A 12932-nucleotide genomic window follows, 5' to 3' on the forward strand; every position below is an offset into this window, starting at 1 on the left:
GGCGTGCTGGCCGGCCACCGCCAGGCGCGCCCCCGGCCGGTCGTGCCCCCACCCGTGCGGGAGGGAGACGACGCCCTGCTTGATCCCGTCGGTGAGCTCGACCGGCACCTCCACACTGCCTCGCGACGACGTCACCCGGGCCAGGCGCGTGTCCGCGACCCCGCACCGCTCGGCGTCGGCCGGGTGCATCAACAGCGTGCAGCGGTCCCGGCCCTTCATCAGCGCGGGGACGTTGTGCATCCAGGAGTTGTTGGAGCGCAGGTGCCGGCGGCTGGTCAGGACCAGACCGCCCTCGTTCCGGTCCAGGCGCGCGGCGAGCCGCGGGAGGTCGTCGGTGATGTAGTCCGGCGCCAGCACGACCTTGCCCGACTCGGTCGCGATCACCTCGGCCAGCCTCGGCACCATCGGGCCGAGGTCGACGCCGTGCGGGCTGTCCTTGACCTGCTGGAGGGTGAGACCGCCGGGCGCCTCGCCGTAGCGGTCCCCGAACGGACCGGTCCGGAGGGTGAGGTCGAGCAGCCGCTCGGGCCCGCCCTCGTCGTACTGCTCCCGCAGCGAGGGCCCGTCGAGTCCCTGCATCATCGCCAGGACGTCGAAGAAGCCGTCGTCGATGGCGGCCACGTCGACGTCGGCCATCGGCTGGCCGAGGCAGGCTCCGGCCAGCCGGATGAGGACCTCCCACTCCCGCGGCCGGTCCGGGTCGGGCGGGAAGACGGGCGCGGAGTAGTTCGCCCCACTGCCGACCGCGAACTGCCAGATGAGGTCGTCGTGGTGCGCCTGCTCGAGCGCCGACAGCCCCGGCAGGATGACGTCGGCGTGCCGCGTCGTCTCGTTGACCCAGTTGTCGACGCTGATCATGCAGTCCAGGCCGGGCAGGGCGGCGTCGAGACGGTCGCCCTCGGGGGTCGACAGCACCGGGTTGCCCGCAACCGTGATGAGGGCGCGGATCTGCCCCGGGCCCGGGGTGCTGATCTCCTCGTGCAGGCAGGAGACCGGGACGTGGCCGAGGACCTCGGGGACGCCGCGCACCCGGCTCCGCCAGCGGCCGAAGTTGGCCGCGCCGCCGTCGAGCCCCTCCATCGGCAGCGTGCTGACCGACCAGGCCGCGGCCCGGGGGAACATCAGCCCGCCGGGGGCGTCGAAGTGCCGGGTGAGGATGTTGACGACGTCGACCAGCCAGCTGGCGAGGGTGCCGAACTCCTGGTTGCACAGCCCGATCCGGCCGTAGACCACCGCCCGCTCGGTCCCCGCGAGCTCGTGGGCGAGGTCGCGGATCCGGTCGGCGTCGATGCCGGTGACCCCCGCGACCCGCTCGGGCGTCCAGTCGGCGCTGAGCTCCCGGAGCCGGTCGACGCCGTCCACGAGCTCGGCGATCGTCCCGAGGTCGACGAGCTCGTCGGCGAACAGCACCTGCACCACCGCCAGCAGCAGCGCGGCGTCCGTGCCCGGGGTGACCGGCAGCCACTCGTCGGCCTTGTCCGCGGTCCCGGTGCGCCGCGGGTCGACCACGACGACCCGGCCACCGCGCTTGCGGATGCCGGTGATCTCGCCCATCAGGTCCGGGCAGGCGAGGAGCGACCCCTGCGACGCCGACGGGTTGGCGCCCATGATGACGAACAGGTCGGTGCGCTGGACGTCGGGCACCGGGATCGACCACATCCCGCCGTACATCAGGTGTGCGCCGACGTTCTTGGGCCACTGGTCGACCACGCCGGGGGAGTAGATCATCGGGATCCCCGACATCCCGATCAGGATCCCGACGTAGCGGCTCAGGTCGAACGCGTGGGCGAGCGGGTTGCCGACGTACGCCGTGACCGCACCGATCCCGTGCTCCGCAACGACCGGCAGGAGCAGCTCGGAGCACCGGGCGAAGGCCTCCTCCCAGGTGGCCTCGTGGAGCTCCCCGTCGGTCCCGCGGACCAGCGGCGCCCGGAGCCGGTCCGGGTCCTCGTGCAGGGCGCCGAGCGTCGTCCCCTTGGGGCAGATGTGGCCCCTCGACCAGACGTCGTCACGGTCCGGCTCGATCCGCTCGACCCGGGCGTCGGGTCCGGTGCCGATCGTGTGGACCTTGAGGCCGCACATGGCCTCGCAGAGCGGGCAGGTGCGCAGGTGGACGGCCCGGTCGGCCTGATCCGTGGTCATGGCGGGAGGCTAGCGGAGTTCCATCAGTTGATGGAACATCTGCGACCGGTCGGCCCGTGACCAGCCGGGCGGCACCTACAGTGGGTCCATGCAGCTGACGGACCGCTACGGACGCGTGGCCACGGACCTGCGCGTCTCGCTCACCGACCGCTGCAACCTGCGCTGCTCCTACTGCATGCCGGAGGAAGGTCTCGACTGGCTGCAGAAGGAGACGCTGCTCACCGACGACGAGGTCGTCCGGCTGATCCGCATCGGTGTCGAGCTCCTGGGCATCACCGAGGTGCGCTTCACCGGCGGCGAGCCGCTGCTGCGCCGCGGGCTGGCCGACATCGTGCGGCGTACGGCGGCGCTCCAGCCGCGCCCCGAGACGTCCCTGACCACCAACGCGCTCGGGCTCGCCCGCACCGCGGCGACGCTCGCCCAGGCAGGGCTCGACCGGGTCAACGTCAGCCTCGACACCATCCGCCGCGACACGTTCCGGGAGATCACTCTCCGCGACCGCCTGGACGACGTCCTCGAGGGGCTCGCGGCGGCCAAGGCCGCCGGCCTGGGGCCGGTCAAGGTCAACGCCGTCCTGCTTCGCGGCGTCAACGACGACCAGGCGGGCGAGCTGCTGGGCTGGTGCCTGGCGCACGGCTACGACCTGCGCTTCATCGAGCAGATGCCTCTCGACGCCCAGCACGGGTGGGACCGGGACGCGATGGTGACCGCGGAGGAGATCCTCGCGGCACTGCAGACCCGCTACACCCTGACGCCCGCTCGGGAGCCCCGGGGCAGCGCGCCCGCCGAGCTCTGGGCGGTGGACGGCGGTCCGGCCACGGTCGGCGTCATCGCCTCGGTGACCCGGCCCTTCTGCGGCGACTGCGACCGGGTGCGGCTCACCGCCGACGGTCAGGTCCGCAACTGCCTGTTCGCCCGAGACGAGTCCGACCTGCGCTCGGCGATGCGGGACGGCGCCGACGACCAGGAGATCGCCGACCGCTGGGTGATCGCGATGCGCGGCAAGCTCCCCGGGCACGGCATCGACGACCCGACGTTCCTCCAGCCCGACCGGCCGATGTCGGCCATCGGGGGCTAGTCCTCCGACTCGCGGACGAGCTCCTCGAGGAGCCGGCGCAGGGTAGCGGTGTCCTCGGGTCCGAGCCTGGCCGACCAGCCTGCCTCGACCTTCTCCACGACCGGGCGACCGAGGTCGACCAGCCGGCGCCCCAGGGGGGAGATGGTGACGATCCGGCCCCGCGCGTCGGCCGGGTCGGGCACGCGCTGCACGTAGCCGCGTCGCTCCAGCTGGTCCACGATGGAGCCCAGGGTCTGCTTGCTGACCTGCGCCGCGCGGGCGAGGTCCGACATCCGGGTTCCCTGCGGGCCGATGCGCTGGAAGACGCGGGCCTGGCTGATCGGCAGGTCATGGCCCTGCGCCCGCAGCTCGTCGAGCACCGCCGACTCCATCGCCCGGTAGGGGATGAAGAGGAGCAGCCCCAGGTTGAGGGTCGACGGGTCGGTCACGGCTTCTCCTTGCATCAGTCCGAAACTCGGACCATAGTAGTACGAGGTTCGGACAAGTGGAGGCGCTGTGGAGGATGACGAGTACTGGGAGCTCGTGACCGGGCTTCGTCAGCGCATCGCCGACCAGCTGGAGACCCTGTCGGCAGCGGACTGGGACGTCCCCTCACTGTGCGAAGGCTGGCGCGTGCGCGACGTCGCCGGTCACCTGTCGATCATCCCCACCGTGACCACGCGCGAGCTGGTGGCGGCCATGCCGCGGGCCGGCTTCAACCTGCATCGGGTCAACACGCTGATCGCGCGTCGCTACGGGTCTGTGGAGCCGGCCGTGATCGTGGCGCGCATCCGCGACCATGCGCACGACCGCACCACGGCCAAGGCCCTCGACACGGCGGACTCGTTGTTCGACCTGGTGGTCCACGGTCAGGACATGTTCCTGCCACTGGGACAGCGCTTCGAGGTGGAGGCCGATGCCGCGGTGGCCGGTCTCGAGCGGGTCTGGTCGATGGGTTGGCCCTTCCGGGCCGGCCGACGCTGGGGCCACGTGACGCTCACGGCCACGGACGGCGAGTGGAGCGCCGGCCACGGGCCGGAGATCCGAGGTCCCGCGGTCGCCCTGTTGCTGCTCCTGACCGGCCGGGTCGAGGCGGCGACCCCGCGGCTGGAGGGCCCAGGGCTCAGACTGAGCGGTCCACGCCGGACTCGTGCGGCACGGCCCCGATGAGGAAGCCCCGGGCGCCCAGGAAGTCCGACAGCGACTGCCGGTGGTCCGCGCAGGCCAGCCACACCTTGCGACGCTCAGGCGTGTGCAGCCTGGGGTTGTTCCAGAGCAGCGCCCAGGCGGCGTCCTGCTGGCAGCCCTTGGCGGAGCAGATCTCCGTCACCCGGGACCTCCCGAGGTCGGTACGGACAGGGGGGAGGACATGAAAAGTGGTGCCGGCCAACCACGGGGAGAGCTGTCCGGCACCACACCGACCGAGGACGAACCTGGTCGGCCTCCCAAGTCTTGCACGCGCGGCGGTGAAGTCAACTCCGAGTGTGGCCGGGACGTTGACTGCTCTGGACCGCTGCCTGGGTGGCACCGCTTCCGGGCCCCAGCTCGGGTCGGCCGAACGCGCTGTCGAGCAGGCTGAAGCCGTCCCCGCGCCGGCTCGTCGCGTTGGCCATGACGACCGCGACGTAGGGCAGGACCAGCGCGCCGACGATGAGGATCGGCCACAGCCAGTGGATCCCGGCGAGGGAGGCGAGGATGGCGCCGACGAAGCAGAGCGTGCGCAGGCTCATCGAGAGCAGGTAGCGCCGTTGGCGCACCGCGATGTCCGCGTTGCGGCTCTCGGCGGCCGTGGTGATGCGGACGGCGTCCTGCTGGTCGCTCCGCTCCCGGGCCATGGGGCAACTGTACGTCGGTGCCTGTCGGCCTAGGCTGGCGCGCATGACGAACAGGACCTACCGCGTGACCGAGATCGTGGGGACCTCCCCGGAGGGCCTCGAGCAGGCCATCCACAACGGCGTCGAGCGCGCCGCCAAGACGCTGCGGCACTGTGACTGGTTCGAGGTCACCGAGGTCCGCGGCCAGGTCAAGGACGGCAAGGTCAACCACTTCCAGGTCGGGCTCAAGATCGGTTTCCGGCTCGAGGACGACTGACCCGTTTCGGCCTACCCGGCGGTAGTCGATAGCGTCGCCGGAGTGAGCGAACCGAGATCCATCCTGGTCACCGGCGGCAACCGGGGCATCGGGCGCGCGATCGCCGAGGCGTTCGTCGAGCTCGGCGACAAGGTCGCCGTGACGACCCGCAACGGCGGAGCGCCCGACGGCACCCTCGACGTGCGCTGCGACATCACCGACCCGGACGCGGTCGAGGCGGCGTTCGCCCAGGTCGAGGAGGCGCACGGACCGGTCGAGGTCCTGGTCGCCAACGCCGGGATCACCAAGGACACGCTGCTGCTGCGGATGTCCGAGGACGACTGGGCCTCGGTCATCGACACCAACCTCACCGGCTCCTACCGGCTCGCCAAGCGCGCCTCGAAGGGGATGCTCCGGCTCAAGCGCGGCCGCATCGTCTTCGTCTCCTCGGTCGTCGGGCTGCTGGGCTCGGCCGGCCAGGTCAACTACGCCGCGTCGAAGTCCGGCCTGGTGGGGATGGCGCGCTCGATCGCCCGCGAGCTGGGGTCCCGCTCGATCACGGCCAACGTGGTGGCTCCCGGGTTCGTCGAGACCGACATGACGGGCGTGCTCACGGACGACCAGAAGGCAGCGATCAAGACACAGGTGCCGCTCGGGCGGTACGCCGCCCCGGAGGAGGTCGCCGCCGCGGTGACCTGGCTGGCCGGCGACGGCGCGGCGTACGTGACCGGGGCCGTGATCCCGGTCGACGGCGGACTCGGAATGGGGCACTGACCGATGACCAGCTCAACAGGCATCCTCGAAGGCAAGCGCATCCTGGTCGCGGGCGTGACCATGGACAGCTCGATCGGCTTCGCGGCCGCGAAGTACGCCCAGGAGCAGGGCGCCACCGTCCTGATCTCCAACTTCGGCCGCGCGCTGGGCATCACCCGGCGGATCGCGAAGCGGCTCCCGACCGAGCCGCCGGTGCTGGAGCTGGACGTCACCGACGACGACCACCTGGCCGGTCTCGCCGACCAGGTCCGCGAGCACGTCGACGGGTTGGACGGCGTGGTCCACTCGATCGCGTTCGGCAACCCCGAGACGCTGCTCGGCGGCAAGTTCCTCACCGGCCCGTGGCCCGACGTCGCGCAGGCCGTCCAGGTGTCGGCGTACTCGCTGAAGTCGCTGACCGAGGCCTGCCGGCCACTGATGTCGAGTGGCGGCTCGGTGGTCGGCCTGACCTTCGACGCCACCGTCGCGTGGCCGGCGTACGACTGGATGGGCGTGGCCAAGGCCGCACTCGAGTCCACGTCGCGCTACCTCGCCCGCGACCTCGGTCCCGAGGGCATCCGGGTCAACCTGGTCTCCGCGGGACCGCTCAAGACGCTCGCCGCCAAGGCGATCCCGGGGTTCGAGGACCTGGAGACGATGTGGAGCGGCCGCGCCCCGCTCGGCTGGGACAACACCGACCAGGAGCCGACCGCCAAGGCGGTCTGCGCGCTGCTCTCGGACCTCTTCCCGGCGACGACCGGCGAGATCGTGCACGTCGACGGCGGCCTGCACGCGATGGGGGCCTGAGGTCGCGACCGAGGTGTCGAGACGTGCGGTCCTGTCGGTAGCGTTCCGCCGGTGACCTCGGAGCCGCAGTCCCTCGTCGAGCTGCGGGTCCTCGAGGGTCCGAACCTCTACTTCCCGCGGGCCGCGATCAAGCTGACGCTGGACATCAGCGGGCTGGCGTCGGCGTCGGACGAGAAGGCCCAGCGGTTCGCCACCCGGATCGGTCTCCGGAACGCCCGCCCGGGGCCTCCCGACTCCGGCTTCCGACAGCGGTTCGCGCTCCGGGCCGTGGGCCGGCTCGTCCGCGCGATCGCGACGGAGGCCGGCACGTCGAAGCTCGGTGTCCGGGTGCGACCGACCAGCGACCCGCACCGGATCGTGGTGGCCTACCCGTGGGCACACCGCGAGCGGGCCCAGGTCATGGGCCGCGCCGTGGCTGAGGTGCTGGACGCCTTGCCACGCGGCGACGTGGAGGAGACCGTCGGCCACGCCGCGAGGGCCGTGCGCGAGTCCGAGCCCGGGGCGCGCCCGCACACCATCACCCCGAGGATCCCCGTGGTCGCGGTCACCGGCACCAACGGCAAGACCACCACCTCGCGGATGATCGCGCACATCGCGCGGACCGACGGTCGACTGGTCGGGTGGTCCAACACCGACGGCATCTATGTCGACGGCGAGCTGGTCGAGGCCGGCGACTACTCGGGGCCGAGCGGCGCCGGCAGGGTGCTGGCGCACCCCGAGGTCGAGCTCGCGGTCACCGAGACCGCCCGCGGCGGCATCCTGCTGAAGGGGATCGGGCTGGTCCGCAACGACGTCTCGGTCGTCACGAACGTCAGCGCCGACCACCTCGGCCAACAAGGCATCGACACCCTCGACCAGCTGGCCGAGGTCAAGGCGGTCGTCCCGCGGATCACCCGCAAGGGCGGCTGGGCCGTCCTCAACGGCGACGACCCGCGGGTGCTGGCCATGCGCAGCACGACCGCGGCCCAGCCGTGGGTGTTCTCGCGCGACCCGTCGTCCCCCGCCATCCGCGAGGTGCTGGACGCCGGCGGACGGGCCACGACCATCATCGACGGCTGGGTGGCCGTGCTCCAGCGCGACGCCGACCCGGACCCGCTGGTGGAGCTCGTCGACGTACCGATGACCCTGGCCGGGCTGTCCCACTTCAACGTCGAGAACACGCTGGCGGCCGCCTCGGCGGCGCTGGCGGCGGGGATCCCACGCCGGTCCGTCGTCGAGGGACTGCGCACCTTCCTGCCCGACGCCGAGCACAACCCCGGCCGGATGAACTTCTTCTCGGTCCCCGTCACCGCGGGCGAGATCAGCGTCGTCATGGACCTGGCCCACAACGAGGCCGGCCTCGAGGCACTGCTCGAGATCATGAACGGCGTCCGCCGGCCCGGCTGCCGGCTGCTGCTCGGCATCGGTGTGGTCGGGGACCGCACCGACGACCTGATCGAGATGATCGGGGAGATCGCGGCCCGCGACGCCGACGTGATCGCGATCGGGCACAAGGAGCGCTACCTGCGTGGCCGGACCGTCGAGGAGCTCGACACGCTGATGCGGGCCGGGGCCGAGCGGGTGGGGGTCACCGGCGTCCCGGCATACGCGACCGAGGTCGACTGTCTCTCGGCCCTGGTGGGCCAGGCGCTCCCCGGCGACGTCGTCGGCCTGATGTGCCATGCCGAGCGCCAGGAGGCCTACGACTGGATCGCCGAGCACGGCGGTACGCCGGACAGCCCGGAGACCCTCGCCGACAAGGTCCGAGCCGCCCAGCGAGTCGGCGTTACTGACGGACAGTAGGGCCGACTCGGCGGCGTCAGGCGTCGGTGGGGGTGGCCGGCTGGTAGTCCGGGTCGGCGGCGGGTGCGTCGGAGCTCACGCCGGCACCGGCCTGGGCCTGGGGTGACCAGTTCTCGAGCTCGGTCATCACCTCGGCGTGCATGTCCACGCAGATCACGACGAGGTCACCCTTGTTGGCGCGGGCCATGGCGTGCCGGACCGCGACGATCTCCTCGTGGCACTCCTCGACCTGCTTGCAGCGGGCGCCCTCGCTCATGGCGGCACGCACGCCCTCGGCGACCAGGCCGGCGACGTCGCCACGCTCGCGGCCGCGCAGGGCGACGTCCTCGCGGACGATGACCACGTCGAAGTGCTGGGCGGCGATGTGGCCGAGCTCGCGCATGTCCTCGTCACGACGGTCCCCGGCGGTGGCGATGACCCCGATCCGGGAGGGCCGGGCCAGCTCGTGGGCGGACTCCAGCGAGTCGCCGACCCGGTCCACGAAGTCGCCGAGCATCCGCATCCCGGGGGCGTTGTGGCAGTAGTCGACGATCACGTTGACGCCGTTGACCTCGACCTCGTTGAGCCGGCCGGGGGAGAGGTAGTAGTTGGTCGAGAAGGAGCGCAGGCCCTGGCGGATGTCGTGCAGCGGCGCGCCGATGGCGAACGCCGCGGCGGCGGCGCCGAGGGCGTTCTGGACGTTCATCCGGGCCCGGCCGCCGAACGTCGCGGGCAGCAGGTGGGTCCAGGCGAGCTGCATCTCGCGGGGGCCGTGCTTGACCACGATCATCTCGCCGCGCTCGGACGGGTTGAGGACCAGCGCCTTGCCGCCACGACGGCAGTGGGCGTCGATCATGTCCCGGATCTCCGAGCCCGGCTCCTCCATCGAGAACCAGACGACCTGCCCCGAGCAGCGGCGCCGCATCTCGCGGACGAGCGGGTCGTCGGCGTTGAGCACGGCGTGGCCGTCGCGGGGGACGGCCTCCACCAGGACCGCCTTGACGTCGGCGAGCTGCTCGACGGTGTCGATGCCCCGCAGGCCGAGGTGGTCGGGCTGGACGTTGAGGACGACGGCGACGTCGTTCCGTTCGTAGCCGAGCCCCTCGCGCAGGATGCCGCCGCGGGCGACCTCGAACACCGCCGTGTCGACCCGGGGGTTCTGGAGGACCATCCGCGCCGACCTCGGTCCGGACGCGTCGGCCCGGATGACCAGCCGCTCGTCGATCACGACGCCGTCGGTGGAGGTCATGCCGACCTTGCGGCCCATGCCCTTGAAGATGTGGCTGATCATCCGCGAGGTCGTGGTCTTGCCGTTGGTACCGGTCACCGCGACGATCGGGATCCTGGACTTCGCCCCCGGCGGGAACAGCATGTCGACGACCGGCTTGGCGATGAACTGCGGCTCGCCGATCGTCGGGTGGGTGTGCATCCGGAAGCCCGGGGCCGCGTTGACCTCGCAGATCGCCCCGCCGGTCTCCCGCACCGGCTCGGTGATGTCGGGGCAGATGAAGTCGATCCCCGCGATGTCGAGACCGACCATCCGGGCCGCCTCCTCGGCGATCTCCACGTTCTCCGGGTGCGCCTCGTAGGTGCGGTCGATGGAGATGCCGCCGGTGGACATGTTGCCGGTGAGCGCGAGCTTCACCATCTGACCCTCGGGCGGGACGTCGGTCATCTCGAAGCCCTGCTCGCGCACCCGGGCGACAGCGGCGTCGTCGACCTTGATCCGGGTCAGGACCTTCTCGTGGCCGACGCCGCGCCGCGGGTCGGCGTTGGCGGTGTCGACGAGCTGCTCGACGGTGGACGTGCCGTCGCCCGTCACGGACGCCGGCACCCGCTCGGCGATGGCGGCCACCCGGCCGTCGATGATCAGGCAGCGGTAGTCCTTGCCGAGGATCAGGGACTCGACGACGATCACGCCCCGCCGGGACTCGGCCTTCGCGATCTCGAACGCCTCGCGGACCTCGGCCTCGCTCGTCAGGTCGAGGCAGACGCCGCGGCCGTGGTTGCCGTCCAGTGGCTTGAGGACGACCGGGTAGCCGATCCGCTCGGCCACCCGCACCGCCTGGTCGGCCGTGCGCACCGACTCCTGCTTCGGGACCGGCAGGCCGGCGGCACCGAGCAGCCGGGTGGTCAGGTCCTTGTCCGAGGCGATGTCGACGGCGATCGCGGACGTCGCCGAGGTCATGGTCGCCCGGATCCGCTTGGCGTGGACCCCTTGTCCGAGCTGGACCAGGGAGTACTGGTTGAGGCGGATCCACGGGATGTCCCGGGACACGGCCTCGTCGAGGATGGCCTGGGTCGACGGACCGAACGCCGTGCGCTCGGCGCGCAGGATGAACTCGTCGCGCTCGGTCTCCCAGTCCAGCTCCGGGTCCGGCTGCACGAGGTGGTTGACCAGGCGGACGGCCAGCTTCGCCGCCGCCAGACCGACCTGCTCGTCGACGTAGCCGAAGATCACGTTGTAGTGACCCGGCTCGCCCTTCACCGCGCGGGTCTTGCCGCGCCGGATGTCGTGCCCGACCACCTGCTGCAGCGCCAGGGCCGCGTGCTCGGCGACGTGGCCGAGCCAGGTGCCCTCGTGCAGCCGCTCGACGAACCCGCCCCGCTTGCCGCGCGAGCAGGAGTGCTCGCGGAGACCGGGCAGCATCTCCAGGATGTTGTCGGTGAACCCGGGGATCGTGTTGGTGGGGAACCTCTCCAGCGACCCGAGGTCGACCACCAGGTGGATGGCCTTGTCATAGGACCAGATGTTGGCTCCGCGGTAGACGCGGGTCTCGAGGATCGCCAGGTCAGGGGTCGGTCGTTCTGTCATGGGGTGTTCTTCTCCTGGTCGGCGCGGATCGTCCGTCGAGCACCCCGGGACCGCCGCAGCCGGCGGCGCAGCGAGGTGGGGGAGGCGTCGGCCGCGGCGATGTCGCGGGCCATCTGGCGCAGGTCCTGGCCGGCCTCCGCCATCTCCAGCTCCTCGAGCGGGTCGACCACCTGCACGGTCGGGAGCAGGGTGCGCGTGGTGAGGTCGAACCGGGCTCCGTCGGGCAGCACGTGCAGGATGACCCCGCTGGCGAGGATCGGCGCCGAGCGCTTCGCCTCGTAGGCGTTGGTGACCAGGTTGGCCGGGTCCATGACCGTGACCGACCCGCGCCCGACCACCCGCATGATCTCGTGCGGACCGTCCAGCTCCTCGTGCGTCTCCACGATCGCGGCGGTGTCCTCGTCGACGCCGAGCCCGAGCAGCGACGGGGACTGGGAGACGATCATCAACAGCCGACCGTAGCGGTTGCGCTGGTCGAAGTGCTGGTCGATCACGGTGGACTGGAGCAGCCCCAGCCCGGCCGCGACCTGGGTCATCCGCTGCTTGGGGGTGGCCCCGCCGACCCCGAACGCGACCATGTGGCTGGACTGGATGCTGGCGCCGGCCGAGGTCCCCGCGACGGCGACGCCGCGCTCGTGGGCGGCCACGATCGCGGCGCCGACGGGCGTACCGCAGATGATCGCGCTCAGCTTGAGCTGGTTGCCGCCGGTCATGAAGATCCCGGACGCCTCGCCGATCCGCTTGGCCAGCTCCTCGTCGCAGGCCTCCTCGCGGCTGTGCGGCCGGACCACGGTGACCTCGGCCGCCCCCTCGGCCCGGAACAGCGCGTCGTACACGTCGACGATCTCCTGCCCCAGCGAGGACGCGGTCGGGATCACCACAATGCGGGCGTCCAGTCCCCCCGCCGCGGAGACGAACTCCCGGAGGATCCGGCGCTTGCGAAGCTTGTCCTCGGCCCCTCCGATGATCATGAGCGGACCAGACATGACGCTCAGCCTAGGTCCTGACACAGTTGGTCATGTGAGGACCATCGTCGTGATGCGCCACGCCAAGGCCGAGCAGACCGGTGCGACGGACTACGAGCGCCGTCTCGCCGAGCGAGGACGCGCCGACGCCGCGGAAGCCGGTCGCTGGCTCGCGGCCCGCGGCGTGGAGCCCGAGCTCGCCCTCGTCTCGGCCGCCGTCCGGACCCAGGAGACCTGGGACTCCCTCGTGGAGGGCGCCGGCTGGGACCTCGACCCCGAGCTCGACGAGGGCCTCTACAGCGCCGGGACCCAGGCCGCCCTGGACCTGCTGCGCGAGGTCGACGACGGCATCACCAGCGTGATCCTGGTGGGTCACAACCCGACCGTGGCGTCGCTCGCGACGATCCTCGACGACGGTGAGGGCGACGAGGAGGCCGGCAACGAGCTCGCGCTGGGCTACCCGACCTCGGCGGTCACCGTCTTCGAGTACGACGGCAGGTGGTCCGAGCTCGACGAGGCCTCGGCGTCGGTGGTGGCGTTCCACGTCGGGCGGGCTTGATAC

General features: G+C 71.8%; 13 protein-coding genes. 7 read left to right on the forward strand and 6 right to left on the reverse strand.

Features of this window, described 5'->3' with window-relative positions:
* The coding region (locus JHD21_RS00600; RefSeq protein ID WP_292670810.1) for a molybdopterin-dependent oxidoreductase at positions 1 to 2142 on the reverse strand (2142 nt) is incomplete at its 3' end.
* Positions 2143 to 2230: 88 nt separating this feature from the next.
* On the opposite strand from JHD21_RS00600, the gene moaA reads away from it, so the two are divergent.
* A complete protein-coding gene (gene moaA, locus JHD21_RS00605) occupies positions 2231 to 3220 on the forward strand; it encodes a GTP 3',8-cyclase MoaA (RefSeq protein ID WP_292670812.1) in 990 nt (329 codons plus the stop codon).
* Here moaA and JHD21_RS00610 read toward each other — a convergent pair.
* Positions 3217 to 3648 carry a MarR family transcriptional regulator gene (locus JHD21_RS00610; protein ID WP_292670813.1) on the reverse strand — a complete coding sequence of 144 codons (432 nt, stop codon included), beginning with the start codon at positions 3646 to 3648 and terminating at the stop codon, positions 3217 to 3219. The two genes, moaA and JHD21_RS00610, sit on opposite strands and share 4 nt — an antisense overlap.
* 67 nt (positions 3649 to 3715) lie before the next feature.
* Here JHD21_RS00610 and JHD21_RS00615 point away from each other — a divergent pair, with 67 nt between their 5' ends.
* Positions 3716 to 4369, forward strand: a complete 654-nt coding sequence (locus JHD21_RS00615) for a maleylpyruvate isomerase family mycothiol-dependent enzyme (RefSeq protein ID WP_292670814.1) — start codon at positions 3716 to 3718, stop codon at positions 4367 to 4369.
* Here JHD21_RS00615 and JHD21_RS00620 read toward each other — a convergent pair.
* Both JHD21_RS00620 and JHD21_RS00625 read right to left on the reverse strand, forming a co-directional pair.
* The gene (locus tag JHD21_RS00620) at positions 4323 to 4529 is read right to left on the reverse strand and encodes an acetone carboxylase (RefSeq protein WP_292670815.1); all 207 of its coding nucleotides are present in this window, start codon (positions 4527 to 4529) and stop codon (positions 4323 to 4325) included. The two genes, JHD21_RS00615 and JHD21_RS00620, sit on opposite strands and share 47 nt — an antisense overlap.
* A 142-nt stretch (positions 4530 to 4671) precedes the next feature.
* Positions 4672 to 5034 (reverse strand): DUF3099 domain-containing protein, encoded by a 363-nt coding sequence (locus tag JHD21_RS00625; RefSeq protein WP_292670817.1) that lies wholly within the window; start codon positions 5032 to 5034, stop codon positions 4672 to 4674.
* A gap of 43 nt (positions 5035 to 5077) precedes the next feature.
* Here JHD21_RS00625 and JHD21_RS00630 point away from each other — a divergent pair, with 43 nt between their 5' ends.
* The 4 genes from JHD21_RS00630 to JHD21_RS00645 are packed head-to-tail and all read left to right on the forward strand — an operon-like array spanning position 5078 to position 8611.
* On the forward strand, positions 5078 to 5290 hold the full coding sequence (locus JHD21_RS00630; protein WP_292670818.1) for a dodecin: 213 nt from the start codon (positions 5078 to 5080) through the stop codon (positions 5288 to 5290).
* Between the two features lie 42 nt (positions 5291 to 5332).
* Complete coding sequence (fabG, locus tag JHD21_RS00635; protein WP_292670819.1) at positions 5333 to 6043, forward strand: 3-oxoacyl-ACP reductase FabG; 711 nt, start codon at positions 5333 to 5335, stop codon at positions 6041 to 6043.
* A gap of 3 nt (positions 6044 to 6046) precedes the next feature.
* Entirely contained in the window at positions 6047 to 6829 is a 783-nt protein-coding gene (gene fabI, locus JHD21_RS00640; protein WP_292670820.1) for an enoyl-ACP reductase FabI, read from the forward strand.
* A gap of 51 nt (positions 6830 to 6880) precedes the next feature.
* Complete coding sequence (locus JHD21_RS00645) at positions 6881 to 8611, forward strand: Mur ligase family protein (protein ID WP_292670821.1); 1731 nt, start codon at positions 6881 to 6883, stop codon at positions 8609 to 8611.
* A 16-nt stretch (positions 8612 to 8627) separates the two neighbouring features.
* Here the strand turns inward: JHD21_RS00645 and cphA are convergent, their stop codons facing one another.
* Both cphA and JHD21_RS00655 read right to left on the reverse strand, forming a co-directional pair.
* Positions 8628 to 11405 (reverse strand): cyanophycin synthetase, encoded by a 2778-nt coding sequence (gene cphA / locus JHD21_RS00650; protein ID WP_292670822.1) that lies wholly within the window; start codon positions 11403 to 11405, stop codon positions 8628 to 8630.
* On the reverse strand, positions 11402 to 12391 hold the full coding sequence (locus tag JHD21_RS00655; protein WP_292670823.1) for a cyanophycinase: 990 nt from the start codon (positions 12389 to 12391) through the stop codon (positions 11402 to 11404). Before JHD21_RS00655 ends, cphA begins: the two co-directional genes overlap by 4 nt.
* Positions 12392 to 12425: 34 nt before the next feature.
* Here JHD21_RS00655 and JHD21_RS00660 point away from each other — a divergent pair, with 34 nt between their 5' ends.
* Positions 12426 to 12929: a histidine phosphatase family protein gene (locus JHD21_RS00660; RefSeq protein ID WP_292670825.1), complete on the forward strand. Its 504-nt coding sequence runs from the start codon at positions 12426 to 12428 to the stop codon at positions 12927 to 12929.
* Positions 12930 to 12932 lie beyond the last annotated feature (3 nt).

Origin of the sequence: Nocardioides sp., assembly GCF_016462705.1 — a bacterium.
In the GTDB taxonomy this organism is placed as follows: Bacteria; Actinomycetota; Actinomycetes; order Propionibacteriales; family Nocardioidaceae; genus Nocardioides.

What these genes read in the sequence shown, in the direction of transcription:
- moaA (WP_292670812.1), top strand. Translation starts at nt 2,231, where the DNA reads ATGCAGCTGACGGACCGCTACGGACGCGTGGCCACGGACCTGCGCGTC.
- JHD21_RS00625 (WP_292670817.1), bottom strand. Translation starts at nt 5,034, where the DNA reads ATGGCCCGGGAGCGGAGCGACCAGCAGGACGCCGTCCGCATCACCACG.
- JHD21_RS00630 (WP_292670818.1), top strand. Translation starts at nt 5,078, where the DNA reads ATGACGAACAGGACCTACCGCGTGACCGAGATCGTGGGGACCTCCCCG.
- fabI (WP_292670820.1), top strand. Translation starts at nt 6,047, where the DNA reads ATGACCAGCTCAACAGGCATCCTCGAAGGCAAGCGCATCCTGGTCGCG.
- cphA (WP_292670822.1), bottom strand. Translation starts at nt 11,405, where the DNA reads ATGACAGAACGACCGACCCCTGACCTGGCGATCCTCGAGACCCGCGTC.
- JHD21_RS00655 (WP_292670823.1), bottom strand. Translation starts at nt 12,391, where the DNA reads ATGTCTGGTCCGCTCATGATCATCGGAGGGGCCGAGGACAAGCTTCGC.